13 protein-coding genes are annotated in these 15,712 nt (G+C 72.2%); 9 read left to right on the top strand and 4 right to left on the bottom strand.

What is annotated here, in order from left to right:
* Positions 1 to 7: 7 nt before the first annotated feature.
* The 4 genes from ABD385_RS14340 to ABD385_RS14325 form a co-directional block, all read right to left on the bottom strand.
* On the bottom strand, positions 8 to 1,807 hold the full coding sequence (locus ABD385_RS14340) for an ABC transporter substrate-binding protein (protein WP_344575569.1): 1,800 nt from the start codon (positions 1,805 to 1,807) through the stop codon (positions 8 to 10).
* A gap of 105 nt (positions 1,808 to 1,912) precedes the next feature.
* Positions 1,913 to 2,947 (bottom strand): ABC transporter permease, encoded by a 1,035-nt coding sequence (locus ABD385_RS14335; RefSeq protein WP_344575568.1) that lies wholly within the window; start codon positions 2,945 to 2,947, stop codon positions 1,913 to 1,915.
* Between the two features lie 516 nt (positions 2,948 to 3,463).
* A complete protein-coding gene (locus tag ABD385_RS14330; protein WP_344575567.1) occupies positions 3,464 to 3,652 on the bottom strand; it encodes a hypothetical protein in 189 nt (62 codons plus the stop codon).
* 142 nt (positions 3,653 to 3,794) lie between these two features.
* Entirely contained in the window at positions 3,795 to 5,948 is a 2,154-nt protein-coding gene (locus ABD385_RS14325) for a S9 family peptidase (RefSeq protein ID WP_344575566.1), read from the bottom strand.
* A gap of 233 nt (positions 5,949 to 6,181) precedes the next feature.
* Between ABD385_RS14325 and ABD385_RS14320 the strand changes: the two genes are divergently transcribed.
* The 9 genes from ABD385_RS14320 to ABD385_RS14280 all read left to right on the top strand — a co-directional run bounded on the left by ABD385_RS14320 (position 6,182) and on the right by ABD385_RS14280 (position 15,680).
* A complete protein-coding gene (locus ABD385_RS14320) occupies positions 6,182 to 6,376 on the top strand; it encodes a hypothetical protein (protein ID WP_039633087.1) in 195 nt (64 codons plus the stop codon).
* Between the two features lie 119 nt (positions 6,377 to 6,495).
* Complete coding sequence (mshB, locus tag ABD385_RS14315) at positions 6,496 to 7,488, top strand: N-acetyl-1-D-myo-inositol-2-amino-2-deoxy-alpha-D-glucopyranoside deacetylase (protein ID WP_344575565.1); 993 nt, start codon at positions 6,496 to 6,498, stop codon at positions 7,486 to 7,488.
* Positions 7,485 to 8,021, top strand: a complete 537-nt coding sequence (locus ABD385_RS14310) for a DUF6113 family protein (RefSeq protein WP_344575564.1) — start codon at positions 7,485 to 7,487, stop codon at positions 8,019 to 8,021. Before mshB ends, ABD385_RS14310 begins: the two co-directional genes overlap by 4 nt.
* A gap of 215 nt (positions 8,022 to 8,236) precedes the next feature.
* Positions 8,237 to 10,576, top strand: coding sequence for a hypothetical protein (locus tag ABD385_RS14305; protein WP_425585400.1), 2,340 nt, complete (start codon positions 8,237 to 8,239; stop codon positions 10,574 to 10,576).
* Positions 10,577 to 10,769: 193 nt separating this feature from the next.
* Positions 10,770 to 11,729, top strand: a complete 960-nt coding sequence (locus tag ABD385_RS14300; protein WP_344575562.1) for an ABC transporter ATP-binding protein — start codon at positions 10,770 to 10,772, stop codon at positions 11,727 to 11,729.
* Complete coding sequence (locus tag ABD385_RS14295) at positions 11,726 to 12,463, top strand: ABC transporter permease (RefSeq protein WP_344575561.1); 738 nt, start codon at positions 11,726 to 11,728, stop codon at positions 12,461 to 12,463. The genes ABD385_RS14300 and ABD385_RS14295 overlap by 4 nt, the downstream gene beginning before the upstream one ends.
* The gene (locus tag ABD385_RS14290; RefSeq protein ID WP_344575560.1) at positions 12,460 to 13,713 is read left to right on the top strand and encodes a sensor histidine kinase; all 1,254 of its coding nucleotides are present in this window, start codon (positions 12,460 to 12,462) and stop codon (positions 13,711 to 13,713) included. The genes ABD385_RS14295 and ABD385_RS14290 overlap by 4 nt, the downstream gene beginning before the upstream one ends.
* A gap of 109 nt (positions 13,714 to 13,822) precedes the next feature.
* A complete protein-coding gene (locus tag ABD385_RS14285) occupies positions 13,823 to 14,428 on the top strand; it encodes a response regulator transcription factor (protein WP_233656900.1) in 606 nt (201 codons plus the stop codon).
* Between the two features lie 130 nt (positions 14,429 to 14,558).
* Entirely contained in the window at positions 14,559 to 15,680 is a 1,122-nt protein-coding gene (locus ABD385_RS14280) for a PP2C family protein-serine/threonine phosphatase (protein ID WP_344575559.1), read from the top strand.
* Positions 15,681 to 15,712 lie beyond the last annotated feature (32 nt).

Raw genomic sequence — 15,712 nt, 5'->3', positions numbered from 1 at the left:
ACGGTGCTTACTTCTTGATGAACAGCGTGGTCGGGTCGATGTAGTTGACGTCCGTGTTGTAGCGGGCGCCACCGATCTTCGAGCCGTACAGCTGGAGCATCTTGGTGTAGAACACCGGAGCGGCCGGGTTGACCTTCTCCACGATGTACTCGTGGAGCTTCTCCCACTCGGCGGTCTGCTGCGTGATGTCCGTGATCTTCTTGATGCGGTCGATCTCGCTGCTGATGTGCGGGTCACGGACGTGCGAGTAGTTGGCCGCACCGTCCTGGATCTGCCGGCCGTCGTAGGACGGCGGGATCACGGTGGAGGCGTCCGGCCAGTCCTGGCCCCAGCCGGTCATGTAGATGTCGAAGCCGTTGTCGACCTTGCCCATCTGCTGGTACCAGGAGCCCGCGTCGACCTCCTTCTTCTGCACGTTGAAGCCGGCCTTGCCGAGCGCGTCGGCGATCGCGACGGCTTCCTTCTGCCGGATCTCGGTGTTGGAGTAGGCGTAGACGAGCTTCATGCCCGACTTGCCGGCCTCCTTCAGGAGCTGCTTGGCCTTCTCCGGGTCGCCGTTGGGCTTGGAGAGCTTGCCGTAGGGGTCGTAGCCCTTCTTGTAGCCCGCGACGGTCGGGGCCAGCAGCCCGCCGGCGATCTCACCGCCGTAGCTGCCGCCGTTGATCCGGACGATCTGGCTGTTGGGCATCGCGTAGGTGATCGCATCGCGGATCTTCTTGTCCTTGATGCGGTCCATGTTCATGTTCATCTGCCAGACGTAGGGCTGGTAGCCCTGGACCAGGCGCTTGCTGGCGCTGGGGTCGTCCAGCACCTGCTTGGTCAGCGTCGGCTCCACGGAGTTGGTGAAGCTGATCGCGGTCTGGTCCACGCCCTTGTCGGCCATCAGCCGCTTGGTGGAGTCGGACGCCTGGTGGTTGAAGGTGATGCTGAAGCCGTCGACGTACTGGTGGCGCATCGGGTCGGTCTTGGCGTCCCAGTTGGGGTTCTTCACCAACGACATGGACTTGCCGGCCTTGAAGTCCGCGATCTTGTACGGGCCGGAGCAGACCGGCGCGATGTCGTACTTGTCCTTGGTGTCCTTGTCGCTGTCCGGGACGACGCTGTAGCCCGCCATCGTCAGCGCGTAGGGCAGCTGGGTCTGCGGCTTTTGGAAGTGGAAGACGACGGTGTGGTCGTCCGGGGTGTCCAGGACGGACTTCGGCAGGTGGTCGCCCTTGTACGGACCGTCCGGCAGCGCCTTGCGGTAGGTCGTGCCGTCGCCCGAGAGCCACTGCTGGACGTAGGTCGGACCCTCGGTGATGAACTTGGCGTACTGGCGCTCGAAGGTGTGCCGGATGTCCTTCGAGGTGATCGGCTTGCCGTCCTCGAACTTGATGCCGTCCTTGAGCGTGTACGTCCAGGTCTTGCCGCCGTCGGACATCTTGCCCGCGTCGGTGGCGAGGTCGCCGACGACCGTCTTGTTGCCCTTGTCGTCCTGCTTGAAGGTGGTCAGGCCACGGAAGATCAGCTTCGACAGGTCGCCCATGTCGCTGACGTACATCTGGGCCGGGTCCAGGTGGTTGTAGCTGTCCCGCTGGTAGACGGTGACGGTGCCGCCGGGCTTCGCACCCGCGACCGGGGCCGCCGGACCGGTGGACTGGGCGGCGTTGCCCAGCGGCACGGCCTTGGCCTGCGCCGCGGCGTCCTTGTCGGTCTGCGACGTGTCCTTGCCCGTGCTGCCGCCGCTGCTGCACCCGGTGAGGGCGAGCGAACCGGCCGCCATGGCCACGAGTACCGCACGGGCTCTACGCGTAGTGAGTGCGTTCATGAGGATCCAAGCACCTGCCTGTCAGTCGTTGTCCCAGATGTGCTGTCTGACGCATCCGGTGCGCGACCGGCGCGGGGGCGACAGCTGCCCCCGTCAAGTGGACGATCAGCGACCGGACTTGGGGTCGAAGGCGTCCCGGACCGAGTCTCCGAGCAGGTTGAAGCAGAGCACGAAGATCACCATCGCGGCGCCGGGGAAGAGCAAGAAGGTCGGGTCGTTCTCGTACACCATGCCGGCCGTGTGGAACAGCCGCCCCCAGTCCGGAGTCGGCTCCATGATGCCGACGCCCAGGAAGGACAGGCCGGCCTCCGCCGTCACGAACAGCGGGAGCATGTAGGTGCTTTGCACGAGGATCGGAGTCACCACGTTCGGCAGCAGCTCCTTGGTGATGATCCGCCAGGGGGAGGCGCCGGTGATCTTCGCCGCCTCGACGAACTCCCGCTCGCGCAGGGACAGCACCTGGCCGCGCAGAAGTCGGGCCAGGCCCATCCAGCCGAGCGCCCACTGCACGAGGATCAGCGCGATCACCCGGATGTAGGTCGGCGTCTCGTCGCCCGGCGGGACGAAGAGGGCCACCACCACGGGCATGAACGCCACGAACGTCAGCTGGCTGGGGAAGGCGAGCAGGAAGTCGATCACCCGGCCGAGCCAGTAGTCGGTGCGGCCGCCGAGGTACCCCGCGGTCACGCCGAGGATGGTGCCGGTGATGACCACCAGGATGGTGACGGCCACGGAGATGCCGAGCGAGGTCCGCATGCCGTACAGCAGCTGGGTGAAGAGGTCTCGGCCCAGCGACGGTTCGATGCCGAACCAGAAGTTCCCGGAGATGCCGCCGTTGGCTCCCATGGGATAACCGAACTCGTCCAGCAGGTTGGGGTCGTCGCTCCCGTACAGCGTGTAGGGGTTCTTTCCGTACAGCGAGGCGATCACCGGGGCCAGGGCCGCGATGACGAAGAAGGCGAGCACGACGATCCCGCAGATCATGCCGGTGCGGTCGCGCTTGAAGCGCGCCCACATCAACTGCCCGGGGGAACGGCCGACGAGCTCACCGCCCTTGCCCTTCTTCTCCTTCTTCAGACCCTTGGACGCAAGCCCCGGGGTATCGGACTTGTCTGTCGCGGTCTGGGATGGACTAGTCATCGCGAAGTGCCCCCGCGCCGAGTTCTCTTGGAACGTGAAGCGGCACCCGTCGCACCGCTGGATGAGCGCGACTTTCGCAAGTGATTTACGGCCGAGTCAAGGGTATGAGGTGTGCTTGTGCACAGGTCGTCCGCTTCTTGAGCGAAGATTGCGCAGATCGTCGCCAAGGCGTGCTTGACACCGGGTTGTCATGTGCGGCATGAGGGACAAAACCGCACCAAACGCTTTAACGTGAAGGCAACTTGCCTGTCGCATCACCGATATACGGACGCGCCATGCTGAACACCGTACGGCCGTGCGGGTGCCGTAGGTCGACCGGGGAGGGCAGTGGCACCCCGGTCGACCGCCGTTTTGTGGGTGTTTGGCGTTCCGCTTCCCCGGTGTCTGTTGTCCGGAGGGCGAGATTGGTGTAGACCTGCGGCAGTGCGTTCACGAATGCGGGGGTGCGGTGCGCGAGGTCGGGCCGCGACGCGGACGGGAATGGGTGCGGGTCCGCCGCTCGCGTCCACACTGCGGTCACGCCGTCTTACGTGGGGCGTGCGCGGCACCGCTGACGTGGTCGAGCGGCGCGCGGTAATCGACGGCATGCGGGGCGCTGCCGCGCCCGACGGCGACCGCCGAGAACCCGCCGTGGCCGGTGGGGTGCACCCGCGCCCCCGTGGACGTCGCCCGCAGGAGGCGTTGCTCCGCTGCCAGGGCGCGCACGCCGCGACGGCCCAAGTCGGTCCGGCGGACGCACCGGTGACCGGCCTCGCCGGACGCCCGTGTCCTGCGTGCCGCGGGTCCGCCAGGTGTGGGCCGGACGCCCCCGCCGGCCGGCGAGCCGGCGGACGGCGCCCGGTGGTCCTCAGCGAAGGCCCAGGGACCGCTTGAGGAAGTCCACTTGGAGCAGCAGCAGGTTCTCCGCCACCTGCTCCTGCGACGCCATATGCGTCACGCCCGAGAGCGGCAGCACCTCGTGCGGCCGGCCCGCGGCCAGCAACGCGGAGGAGAGCCGCAGGGAGTGCGCCACCACCACGTTGTCGTCGGCCAGCCCGTGCACGATCAGCATCGGGCGGTGCGGTTCCACCGCCTGGGACAGTCCCTCGTCCGTCACCAGGGAGTTGCTGGCGTAGACCGCCGGCTCCTCGTCGGGGTGGCCGAGGTACCGCTCCTGGTAGTGGGTGTCGTACAGCCGCAGATCGGTCACCGGCGCGCCCACCACCGCGGCGTGGAAGACGTCCGGCCGGCGCAGCGCGGCCATCCCCGCGAGGTAGCCGCCGAACGACCACCCGCGGATCGCCACCCGGCCCAGGTCCAGGGGGAAGGAGTCGGCCAGCGCCTCCAGGGCGTGCACCTGGTCCTCCAGCGCCACCGGCCCGAGCTGTCGGGAGACCGCCTTCTCCCAGGCGGGCGAGCGGCCCGGGGTGCCCCGGCCGTCCGCCACCACCACCGCGAAGCCCTGATCGGCGAACCACTGGGAGGTCAGGTACGCGTTGTGCGCGGCGACCACGCGTTGGCCGTGCGGACCGCCGTAGGGGTCGAGCAGTACCGGCAGCGGGCCGTCGCCCTCCGCGTATCCGGTCGGCAGCAGCACCGCGCACGGGATCCGGCGCTCGCCGGCGAGCACCAGCCGCGGCCGAGCGGTGAGACCCGGCGTCTCGGCGTGCGAGCCGATGACCGCCACCACCTTCTCGCCGCCGTCCGGATCCAGCCGCACGACTTCCGAGCGGGCGCCCGGCCGCTCCAGCGACGCCTGGGTCAGGACCGTCAGCGCCCCGCCGCGCACCGCCGAGGAGACCGTCGGGTACGGCTGCTCGCCGACCCGCTCCCAGCCGCCCTGGTCGCCGCTGCCGCGGAACCACGCCCGGTACACCCCGATGTCGTGCATGTCCGCGCCGCTGGCAGAGAACAGGACGTCGTCCTCGCCGATGTCCAACACGGCCCGGACGTGCAGCGGCTGCCCGGTCAGCGGCCGGTCGCCGACGAACAGCTTGCGGGCGCCGCCCTCGTCGGCGATCCGCACCAGCCGCCCGTCCGGCGTCCACGCCGGCGCGCCGGGGTACGGCTCGACCCAGACCTCGTCCTGGTCCTCGTGCACCAGGGTGGTCGCCCCGGTCTGCGGATCGACCTTCAGATAGCGCTGGGCGCGCTGGTCCCGGGTCTGGACCAGAAGGAGCGGCGGGCCGGCCGCCGACCAGTGGACGCGGGCCAGATAGGGGTAGCGCACGGTGTCCCAGCGGACGTCCGTCCGGGAGCCGTCCAGCCCGAAGAACGCCAGGCTGACGTCGGCGTTGGCGCTGCCGGCCACCGGGTACGGCACCTGCGCGGGCTCCCGGTCGGGGTGCGCGGGGTCGGCGATCCACCAGCGGGTCACCGGCGCGTCGTCGACCCGGGCGGCCAGCACCCGGTCGCTCTCCGGCGACCACCAGAAGCCCCGGTGGCGCCCCATCTCCTCGGCCGCGATGAACTCGGCCAGCCCCCAGGTGACGCCGGGCCCGTCCGGCTCCGCCAGTACCCGGTCCGCGCCCGCGGTGCCGTCGCCGTCCGCCGCGACGAGGCGCAGCGCGCCGTCGGCCACGTAGGCCACGTGCCGACCGTCGGGGGCGGGACGGGGATCCACCACCGGCCCCGCCGCCGGGAGTTCGCGGGTGGTTCCGGCGCGCAGCTCCGAGACGAACAGCCGGCCCGACAGGGCGAAGGCGGCCAACTCCACGGCGGCGTCCACCGCGTAGCCGACGATGCCCGCCGATCCCTCCCGGCTGCGCTCGCGGCGGGCCCGCTCCTGCGGGGAGAGCTGCTCGTCCGCCCCGGCCAACAGCGCCTGCGGGTCCGCGGCGGCGAACTCCGCTCCGCCGTCGAGGTCCAGGACCCAGAGCTGTTGGCTGCGGTCGGTGCCGGTACGGGATCGGAGGAAGACGACGCGGGTGCCGTCGGGGGCGAGGGCGAAGTCGCGCGGGGTGCCGAGCGTGAAGCGCTGGGTGCGCGCGTTGTGCCGCGGGAAGGGCAGCTGTCCGGTCATGCCGCCGAGCCTACGGCGACGGCGCCCGGCCGGCGCGGGGCTGTGGAAAACGGCGTGCGCCCCCACCGTGCTCCGGTGCACCGACTTATGCGCGCGGACGGAAAGTTATGATCCCTTGCGCGTAGCGGGTACGGGGTAAAGAGCCCTTGGCATACCCGGGTACGTGGCGTCGATGCGTTGACTCACGTACCGTCAACTCTGTCCGGACCGTGAGTACTTGGAGGTGAGCCGCCGTGGCACTCTCGATTTCGGCGGTGGTGCTGCTGGCGATCATCGTCTTCTTGCTGATCAGGAAGTCCGGGCTGAAGGCGGTGCATGCCTTTGTCTGCATGCTGCTGGGCTTCTATCTGGCCAGCTCGTCCATCGCCCCGACGATCAAGACCCTGACGACCAACGTCGCGGGGATGCTCGGCGGCATCAAGTTCTGAGCGTTCGGCCGCACCCCGGTCGGCCCGAGCCGCCCCCGCCCCGCGCTCCCGCGGGGCGCCCGGGCGCTGGCCGTCGAGCGGCCGCGGAGGGCACGGTGGACGGCTCGTAGGCTGTCTGCATGACGTCCCACCCTGTCCCGGCCCCCGCGGGCGGAGGTGCTGCGCGGCGCAGTGACCTCCCCGCCCGCCGTCTCCTCCTGGTGCACGCGCACCCGGACGACGAGTCGATCAACAACGGCGCCACCATGGCGAAGTACGCGGCCGAAGGCGCGCTGGTCACCCTGGTGACCTGCACCCTTGGCGAGGAGGGCGAGGTCATCCCGCCCGCGCTCGCCCACCTGACGCCCGACCGCGACGACGCCCTGGGCCCGCACCGCGTCCACGAGCTGGCCGCGGCGATGGCCGCCCTCGGGGTCGGTGACCACCGCTTCCTCGGCGGCCCCGGCCGCTACCGGGACTCCGGGATGATGGGCGCGCCGCAGAACGACCGGCCGGACTGCTTCTGGCAGGCGCCCGTGGACGACGCGGCGGCCCACCTGGTGGCCGTCATCCGCGAGGTCCGCCCCCAGGTGCTCGTCACCTATGACCCGAATGGCGGATACGGCCACCCCGACCACATCCAGGCCCACCGGGTCGCCGTACGGGCCGCGGAGCTGGCCGCACGGGCGGACTTCCGCCCGGACCTCGGCAGCGCGTATGCGATCGAAAAGATTTACTGGAACTGCAACCCCCGCTCGGAGGTCGAGGCGGGCCTCGCTGCGCTGCACGCGGCCGGCCACGGCTTCGCCGGGGTCGCCGCGGTGGACGACGTACCGGGCGTGGTTCCGGACGACGCGGTCACCTCGACGATCACCGGCCCGGGCGGGTACGCGGACGCGAAGACCGCGGCGATGCGCGCACACGTGACGCAGGTCGCGGTCGACGGCGCGTTCTTCGCGCTCTCCAACGACCTCGGGCAGCCCCTGTTCGCCGCCGAGCACTACCGGCTGGTGCACGGGACGCTCGCCCCGGTCGGGGCGGGACGCGAGGACGATCTCTTCGCCGGCATCGGGGAGTCGGCCACGTCGACGGGTGCGCGGCCGCGGACCCGCAGTGAGGAGGCGGCGGAATGACCACGTCCAAGGGTGGCGGGGCCACCGGCAAGGGCGGTGCCCGCAACAACGGCGCCGATGCGGACGGCGGACGGCGGACGCGGGCGTCCGGCAGCGGCACGGCCGCCCCGCGCGGCGGCGCCCCCGCGCCGCCGACGGGCCATCCGGCGGCCGGCGCACCGCTGACGCCGGGCCGGGTGGGCCTGTACGTCCTGCTGTTGGTCGTGGCCGTGCTCGTCGCGTTGGCCGGCACGCTGCTCCAAGCGGCCTGGTTCCCGGGCGGGTTGCTGCTGGCCCTGGCCGGTCTCGTCGGCCTCTTCTACGGGGGCGCGCGGGCCACCGGCACGGCGGGCGGGGTGCTGGTGCCCGGCGCCGCTTGGCTGGTGACGGTGTTCCTGCTGTTGAGCGACGTGCGTCCGGAGGGCGATTTCCTGTTCGGGCCGGGGCTCGGCTCGTACGGCTTCCTGCTGGGCGGCATCGTGATCGCTGTGATCTGTGCCACCGGGAACCAACTGCGCGCTGCGGGCGTGCCCCGGGGCCGAGTTGGCGGATGACGTGGCCCATACCGGGACGGATACCGCGGGCTTTCGGGGGCTCGCCCGCGGTCGCGGAGCTGCCGCCGGCGGGGCGGTGTTCCGGCGCACCCAGAGTGTCGGCCGGCGGCGGCCAGTATGGTGGTGCGCGCCGCCGCGCCGCCCTGGGGGCACTTGCCGGCCTGAGGCCGGGGATCATCTCTGACGAGCGGCGGAGCCAACCGGGAGAACCTGCTTTGAGTCGTGAATCTGACAGTTCGTCCTCCGGCCCCCGGGGCCGCGGCGGAGCCGTGTACCCGTCGGGGACACCGCCCTACGGCTCGCCCAGGGGAGAAGCCGGCGAGGCGTCGGGAACCGGAGCCGCGGACCGGCCGGACGAACCCAAAACCGAGACCACGCTGACGACGCGGATCAAGATCAACATTCCGGGGTCCCGCCCCATCCCGCCGGTCGTCGTGCGCAAGCCCGTCGGTGAGGAGTCCGGCATGAACGCATCGGCTGCACCCGGCGGTTCCGCCGGCCCGTCCGGTTCCCGGGGGACGCCCGGTCCCGCCTTCGGCGGCGAGCGACCCGCCGAACGCACGGCGGAGACGCCACGGCCGGAGGCGGCGGCGGAGGCACCCCCCGCCCCCAAGGAGAAGACGACCAGCGACTGGTTCGCGCCGCGCAAGCCGCAGGGCCAGACCGGCGGGAAGCCGCCGGTCGCCGACGCCGCCCCGGCACCGGGAGCGCCCGGCGCGACCGGCGGGGCGTCCGCGCCGCGCCCGGACCTCCCCTACTTCTCGGACGCGCCGACGGCCTCCGGGCCGGCCCCGCAGGGCGGCGCCGCGCCGTTCGACGGCGGCCGCGCGCCGGGCATCTCGCCCTACGAGAGCGACCCGCTGGGCAGTGACCCCTTGGGCAGCGACCCGCTGGGCGGCAAGCCCTTCGGCGGCGATCCGCTGGGCAGCGACCCCTTGGGTAGCGACCCGCTCGGGGGCGACCCCCTGGGCAGTAGCCCGCTCGGCAGTGACCCGCTGGGCAGCGACCCGCTCGGCGGCTCCGCCCTCGGCGGCGACCCGTTGACCGGGCCCTCCCCGTTCGACGGCGGCCCCCGCGCGGCGGCGTCCCCGTTCGACGGCGGCCCGCGCGGCGGTTCGCCGTTCGACGCGCCGGCCCGGCCCGCCGGCGACCGCAACCCGTTCGACGCCCCGGCCGGCGGCGCGGCCCCCAGCGGCCCGACCACCGGCCCGGCGCGCGGCGACTCGGCGTTCGACCTCCCGCCCGGTTTCAGCGACCCCAGCGCCGGCAAGAGCGCCGCGGGCCGGCTCAGCGACGACACCGCCGAACTCACCCCGCAGCCGCCGGCGCCGGCCGGCGGTTCCGGTGGCGGCCCCGGCGCGACCGGCGGCATCGCGGGCGGCCTGGCCAAGGGCGGCACCAAGGGCCCGGCGGCCGGGCCCGGCTCCAAGAGCGGCGGCCCGGGTGGCCGGCTGTCCGGCGACACCCTCGTCAGCGGCATCCCCAAGGTGCCGGGGAACGACGGCCCGTCGGCCGCCACCCCGTTCGCCGGGGTGTCCGGCAGTGACGAGGACGGGGCCGCCGCCAAGCCGCGGCCCAAGATCCCCGAGCCGATCAACCCGCCCAAGAAGGGCCGCAGCAAGCTGGTCCTGATCGGCGTCGCGGTCGTCGTCCTGGCCGGTGTCGCCTACGGCGCCGGGCTGCTGCTCGACCACTCCGACGTTCCCAACAACACCACCGCCCTGGGCGTGGAGATCGGCGGCAGCTCCAAGGACGAGGCGGTCAAGAAGCTGGAGACCGCCCTCAAGGACCGCCGCTCGGCACCGCTCAAGATCACCGTGGACGGCAAGTCCGAGACCCTGCTGCCGGCCAAGGCGGGCTTGGACGTCGACCTCCAGGCCACGGTCCGCAACGCGTCCGGTCGGGACTACAACCCGATCTCCGTCGTGGGCTCGCTCTTCGGCGTCAAGCGCACCGCCCAGCCCGCGGTGATCACCGACAAGGAGAAGCTGGCGATCGCGCTCCAGGGCGTGACCGGACCGGCGAACGCCGAGGTGGACGGCGGGATCACGTTCGAGAACGGCAAGGCGGTGCCGCACTACGGCGCGCCCCACAAGGCGATCGACGTCGCCGCCTCCGAGGACAAAATCGCCGCGGCCTACCTCAACCGCGTCAGCACCGGCGGCGACACCCCCGTGGTCCTCGCCGCCACCACCCAGCAGCCCAAGGTCGGCAAGGCCGCGGTGGACAAGGCGCTCCAGCAGTTCGCCGAGCCGGCGATGTCCGGCCTGATCACGGTCCGGACGGACCCCGGGCACACGGTCTCCTTCAGCCCGCAGAAGTCCATCCCGAAGTTCCTGTCCTTCAAGATCATCGGCGGCGAGCTGGTGCCGTACTACGACCGGCCGGCGCTCAAGGAGCTCTACGGCAACACCTTCGACAACGTCATGGTGACCAAGGGCGACGGGACCAAGCACCCGGTCAGCGTCGAGGAGGTGGCCGGCGCGGTGGGCAAGGCACTGCAAGGCACGACCCCCGCCGAGCGCGTGCAGACCATCGCGACCAACGGCAGCTGAGCCCTCCGCGGCGGCCCGTCCGGCCGCCGTCGGCTCGGTAGCGGCAACAGGCCAAAAGAAGCACAGGTCAGAGGCCCTCTCGGGCGAGTCCTCAGGGATTCCCCCTAGGGGGCCTCACCTATGACATCTGTCATGCCGCCTTGCGGACACCTGACACTGCCGCCCGGCCCGGCGATCCGCGAAGCTGAATGGCATGACGACGACAGCTACCACCCCAGCCACCACCGCGGCGGACGCGGGACGGGCCCCGGTGGTCAGCTTCCAGGGGGTCAGCAAGAGTTACGGCGCGGTGCGCGCGGTGGCCGACCTGCACCTGGAGCTGCACCCCGGCGAGACCGTCGCCCTCCTCGGCCCCAACGGCGCCGGCAAGTCCTCCACCCTCGACCTGCTCCTCGGCCTGCGCGCCCCCGACACCGGATCGGTCTCCCTGTTCGGCACCACCCCGCAGCGCGCCATCCAGTTGGGCAAGGTCGGCGCGATGCTGCAGAGCGGCGGCCTGATGGAGGGCGTCAAGGTCCGGGAGCTGGTCCGGCTCGCCCGCGACCTGCACCCGCAGGGCTATCCGGTGGACCAGATCATGGCCGCCGCCGGCATCACGGACATCGCCGACCGGGTGGTCGGCAAGCTCTCCGGCGGCCAGGAGCAGCGGGTGCGGTTCGCCCTGGCCACCGCCGGCGCCAACGACCTCATCGTGCTGGACGAGCCCACCACCGGCATGGACGTCTCCTCCCGGCAGACGTTCTGGGGCGCCATGCGCCGCCAGGCCGACGAGGGCCGCACGGTCCTCTTCGCCACGCACTATCTGGAAGAGGCCGACGAGATCGCCGACCGGGTGATCGTGCTGCACCGCGGCCGGGTGCTGGCCGACGGCACTTCCGCCGAGATCAAGGCGCGGGCCGGCGCCCGCCGGGTCACCTTCGACCTGGACGGGGCGGTCGACCGCGGCGCGCTGGAGGCGCTGCCGCACCTCACGTCCCTGACGGTGTCCGCCGCCGGTTCCGGCAGCACCGTCCGCATCCAGTCCCAGGACGCGGACGCCACCGTGCACGCTCTCTACGGCCTCGGCCTCTACCCGCGCAACCTCGAAGTCTCCGGCCTCGGCCTGGAGCAGGCGTTCATCGCCATCACCACCGCCGAGGAGGCGGCCCGATGACCACCCTGATCAAGCTTGAGATCCTCCGCGCGCTGCGGAACAAGAAGTTCATGTTCTTCTCGGTGATCTACCCGCCGGCGTTGTACCTGCTCATCGCCGGTGGCGCGGACAGCAAACCGCTCCCCGGGACGGGCCTCAACATGGGGCTCTACTACATGGTCTCGATGGCCGCCTTCGGCGCCATGACCGCCGTCCTGCTGGGCAACAGCGAGCGCATCGCCAAGGAGCGCGAACAGGGCTGGGTGCGCCAGCTCCGGCTGACCGCACTGCCCGGCCGCGGCTACGTCGCCGCCAAGATAGCCGCCGCGGCGACGGTCAGCCTGCCCTCGATCCTGCTGGTCATGATCGCCGCCGCCGCCGTCAAGGGCGTCCGCCTCGAAGCCTGGCAGTGGATCGCCATCGCCGTCGGCACCTGGCTCGGCAGCTTCGTCTTCGCCGCCCTGGGCGTCGCCATCGGCTACCTGGCCAGCGGTGACGCGGTCCGCCCGATCTCCATGCTCTGCTTCTTCGCTCTGGCCTTCCTCGGCGGCCTGTGGATGCCGATGACGCTGCTGCCGCAGTGGGTGCAGAACGTCTCCGAGTGGTTGCCGACGCACGCCTACGCGGCCCTGGGCACCGCCGTCGAGGCCGGCGGCGCGCCGCACGTCAAGGACATGGCCATCCTGCTGGGCTACCTCGTCGTCTTCGTGGGGGGTGCAGCCTGGCTGTACCGCAAGGACACTCGGAAGGCATGAGACAGGTGGAGACGAAGAGCGCGGCCGACGACCGCAACCCGGTGCTGATCGGGCAGCGTCCGCGCAGCCGCCGCCAGGCCCTCGGCAAGTCGATGTGGGTCGGCGTCTGGCTGCTCTACCTCGCCGGCCCGGTGGCGGAGCTGACCAGCCACGCCTTCACCACCGCGCAGCGGGTCTGGGGCGCCGTCGGCCTCACGCTCTTCGTCCTCGCCTACCTCGTCCTGATCTTCCGCCACATGTGGCGGAAGCCGCCCGTCTCGCTGCGGTACGCCCCGCTGGGCGTGATGCTGGCGCTGTCCGTCGCCCTGACCTGGACGCTGGGCTACTCCTGGCTGGTGCTGTTCATCTTCACCAGCGTGGCCTCCGCGGTGGTGCTGCCCTGGCAGCGCTCCCGCTGGGCCATCCCGTTCATCACCGTGGTGCTGATAGCGATCGGCGCCCACTACCCCGAGATACGCAACTACTACCTCTTCGCCTACGCGCTCCCCGCCCTCGGTAGCGGCTTCGTCATGATCGGCGTGCAGAACCTCGTCCGCACCAGCCAGGAGCTGCGCGTCGCCCGGGAGGAGGTCGCCCGCCTCGCCGCCAACGAGGAACGGCTGCGGCTCGCCCGCGACCTGCACGACCTCCTGGGGCACTCGCTCTCCCTGATAACCCTCAAGAGCGAGCTGGCCGGCCGGATGCTGCCCGACCGCCCCGAGGACGCCGCCCGGCAGGTCGCGGACATCGAGCAGGTCAGTCGACAGGCCCTGGTCGACGTCCGTGAGGCGGTCACGGGCTACCGCCGTCCCCAGCTGGCGGTGGAGCTGGCCGGCGCGCGCGCCGCACTGCACACCGCGGGCATCGCGCTCACCGTCGACCCGTCCCTCCAGGGCGAGTTCCACGGGCTGACCGCCGACACCGAAGGAGCCCTGGCCTGGGCGCTGCGCGAAGCGGTCACCAACGTCGTCCGGCACAGCGGCGCCCGCCGCTGCGAGCTGCTCCTCACCGAGGAGCGGGAGGCCGACGACCGGCGCTACGTCTGCCTCGCGGTCACGGACGACGGCGAGGGCCCGCTCCGCGGCCAGCAGGACGGCAACGGCCTCACCGGCCTGCGCGAACGGCTGGCCCTCACCGACGGGCACCTCGAGACCGGACAGGCCACCGGGACCCGGGGATTCGCGCTGCGCGCCTCCGTCCCGATGGCCACCCCGGACGGCCCGAGCCCGGTGCCCGACACCTCTCCGGAGCCGGTGAACGGGCCGGCCTAGGCCCGATCGGCACCTGGCCGTCCGGTCGGGATCGCCCCCCGGTCACCGGTTGCACCGGTGACACCGGTTCCGGACCAGCGCGGCCGCCCCACGCCGTAAGCTGGCCCGCATGATCAGGTTGCTGCTGGCGGAGGACCAGTCCATGGTCCGGGAGGCGCTGGCGGCGTTGCTGTCCCTGGAGGGCGACCTGGAGGTCGTCGCCCAGGCGGCACGCGGTGACGAGGTCCTCGCCCAGGCGCGGGCCCACGACGTCGACGTCGCACTGCTGGACATCGAGATGCCGGGCCTGAGCGGCCTGGACGCCGCGGCCCGGCTGCGCGACGAACTCCCCGGCGTGAAGGTCGTCATCCTCACCACCTTCGGCCGCCCCGGCTACCTGCGCCGGGCGATGGAGGCCGGCGCGGACGCCTTCCTGGTCAAGGACGCCCCGGCGGCCCGGCTCGCGGACGCGGTGCGCCGGGTACTGGACGGGGAGCGGGTCATCGACCCGGTGCTGGCGGCGGCCGCCCTGGCCGACGGCGCCAGCCCGCTGACCGACCGTGAGCGCGAGGTGCTGCACGCCGCCGCCGACGGCGCCACCAACGCCGAGATCGCCGCCGCGCTCCACCTCTCCCAGGGCACCGTCCGCAACTACCTCTCGCTCGCCATCCAGAAGACCGGCGCCCGCAACCGCGCCGAGGCGGTCCGCACGGCCCGCGACAAGGGCTGGCTCTAACCCTCAGCCCCTGCGTCCCGCCCCCGTCCGGCCCGCACCACCGGCACCGCGGCCGGGACCTTCGCCCGCGGCGCGAGCGGACCTTCGCCCCTGTGCGCGCGCACGGAACGTCCCGCAGGCTTGAAGTGTCATGCCAGCCCAGCGCCCCGCAGAGGGCGGTCTCCTCGCCCCCGTGCTGCTGATCCTCGCCATCTTGGTCGTCGCGACGGTGGACGCCACGACCGGCCCCGAGCTGCACATCTCCGCGTTCATGGGGATCGCCCCGCTGGTCGCCGCGCTGCGCTGCTCGTACCCCCGCACGCTGCTGGTGGCCGTCGTCTACGTCGTCTCGCTCACCTACGTCGACCTCCTGACGGTGCCCGACTGGGCCCCGGCCAGCCGGGTCGTCGGCGTCTTCGGCGCGTTCCTGGTGGGCGTCTTCGCCCTGGTGCTGTGCCGCACCCGGCTCCAACGCGAGGCGCTGCACGCCCGCACCACCCTGGTCGCCGACACCGTGCAGCGGGCCATGCTGCGCGAGCTGCCGCTGCGCGCCGGACCGCTGGAGGCGTACGGCTTCTACGTGTCCGCGCAGGAGGGCGCCCGGGTCGGCGGCGACATCTACGAGGCCGTCAACACCCCGCACGGCCTGCGGCTGCTGATCGGCGACGTCCAGGGCAAGGGCATGCCGGCGATCGGCGCGGGCTTGGAGGTGCTGGCGTCGTTCCGCGAGGCGGCGCAGTACCAGGAGTCGCTGGAGGGGGTCGCCGACCGGATGGAACAGGCCCTGACCCGCTACAACGCCCGCTCCGCCGAGGAGGGCACCGACGAGCGCTTCGTCACCGCACTGTTGGTCGAGGTCCGCGGCGCGGGCCGGGCCCGGCTGCTGTCCTGCGGTCACATTCCGTACTACCTGGTGCGCGACGGTGTCGTCCACGAGCGCTCCGACGGCGAGGGCGGGCTCCCGTTGGGGCTCGGCGGGCTCAGCCGCGAGCCCCGCCGCAGCGTCCGCATCCAGCCCGAACCCCACGACTGGGCGGTGCTGTGCACGGACGGCGTCACCGAGGCCCGCGGCGGCGACGGCCGCTTCTACCCGTTGGCCGAGCGGATCGCCGCCCGGGTCGACCTGGAACCCGCCGAGCTGGCCCGCACCCTGCGCGCCGACCTGGAGCACTTCACCGGCGGCGACCTCAAGGACGACGCGACGCTGCTGGTGGTCCGCCGCGCCCCGGTGCACGACGCCGCGCCGGCACCGGCCCGGTCCGCGGTGGCCTGAGGGGCGGCGGCCTGAGGGACAGAGGCCTGAGG

The sequence above is a fragment of the Streptomyces lunalinharesii genome (assembly GCF_039532155.1).
Lineage (GTDB): Bacteria > Actinomycetota > Actinomycetes > Streptomycetales > Streptomycetaceae > Streptomyces > Streptomyces lunalinharesii.
This window is presented reverse-complemented; position numbering and strand designations above follow the sequence as displayed.

Bases quoted from the DNA above. Each gene is read 5' to 3' on its own strand.
- ABD385_RS14285 (WP_233656900.1), top strand. From the start codon at position 13,823: ATGATCAGGTTGCTGCTGGCGGAGGACCAGTCCATGGTCCGGGAGGCG.
- ABD385_RS14325 (WP_344575566.1), bottom strand. From the start codon at position 5,948: ATGACCGGACAGCTGCCCTTCCCGCGGCACAACGCGCGCACCCAGCGC.
- ABD385_RS14280 (WP_344575559.1), top strand. From the start codon at position 14,559: ATGCCAGCCCAGCGCCCCGCAGAGGGCGGTCTCCTCGCCCCCGTGCTG.
- ABD385_RS14340 (WP_344575569.1), bottom strand. From the start codon at position 1,807: ATGAACGCACTCACTACGCGTAGAGCCCGTGCGGTACTCGTGGCCATG.
- ABD385_RS14300 (WP_344575562.1), top strand. From the start codon at position 10,770: ATGACGACGACAGCTACCACCCCAGCCACCACCGCGGCGGACGCGGGA.
- ABD385_RS14295 (WP_344575561.1), top strand. From the start codon at position 11,726: ATGACCACCCTGATCAAGCTTGAGATCCTCCGCGCGCTGCGGAACAAG.
- ABD385_RS14335 (WP_344575568.1), bottom strand. From the start codon at position 2,947: ATGACTAGTCCATCCCAGACCGCGACAGACAAGTCCGATACCCCGGGG.
- mshB (WP_344575565.1), top strand. From the start codon at position 6,496: ATGACGTCCCACCCTGTCCCGGCCCCCGCGGGCGGAGGTGCTGCGCGG.
- ABD385_RS14290 (WP_344575560.1), top strand. From the start codon at position 12,460: ATGAGACAGGTGGAGACGAAGAGCGCGGCCGACGACCGCAACCCGGTG.
- ABD385_RS14310 (WP_344575564.1), top strand. From the start codon at position 7,485: ATGACCACGTCCAAGGGTGGCGGGGCCACCGGCAAGGGCGGTGCCCGC.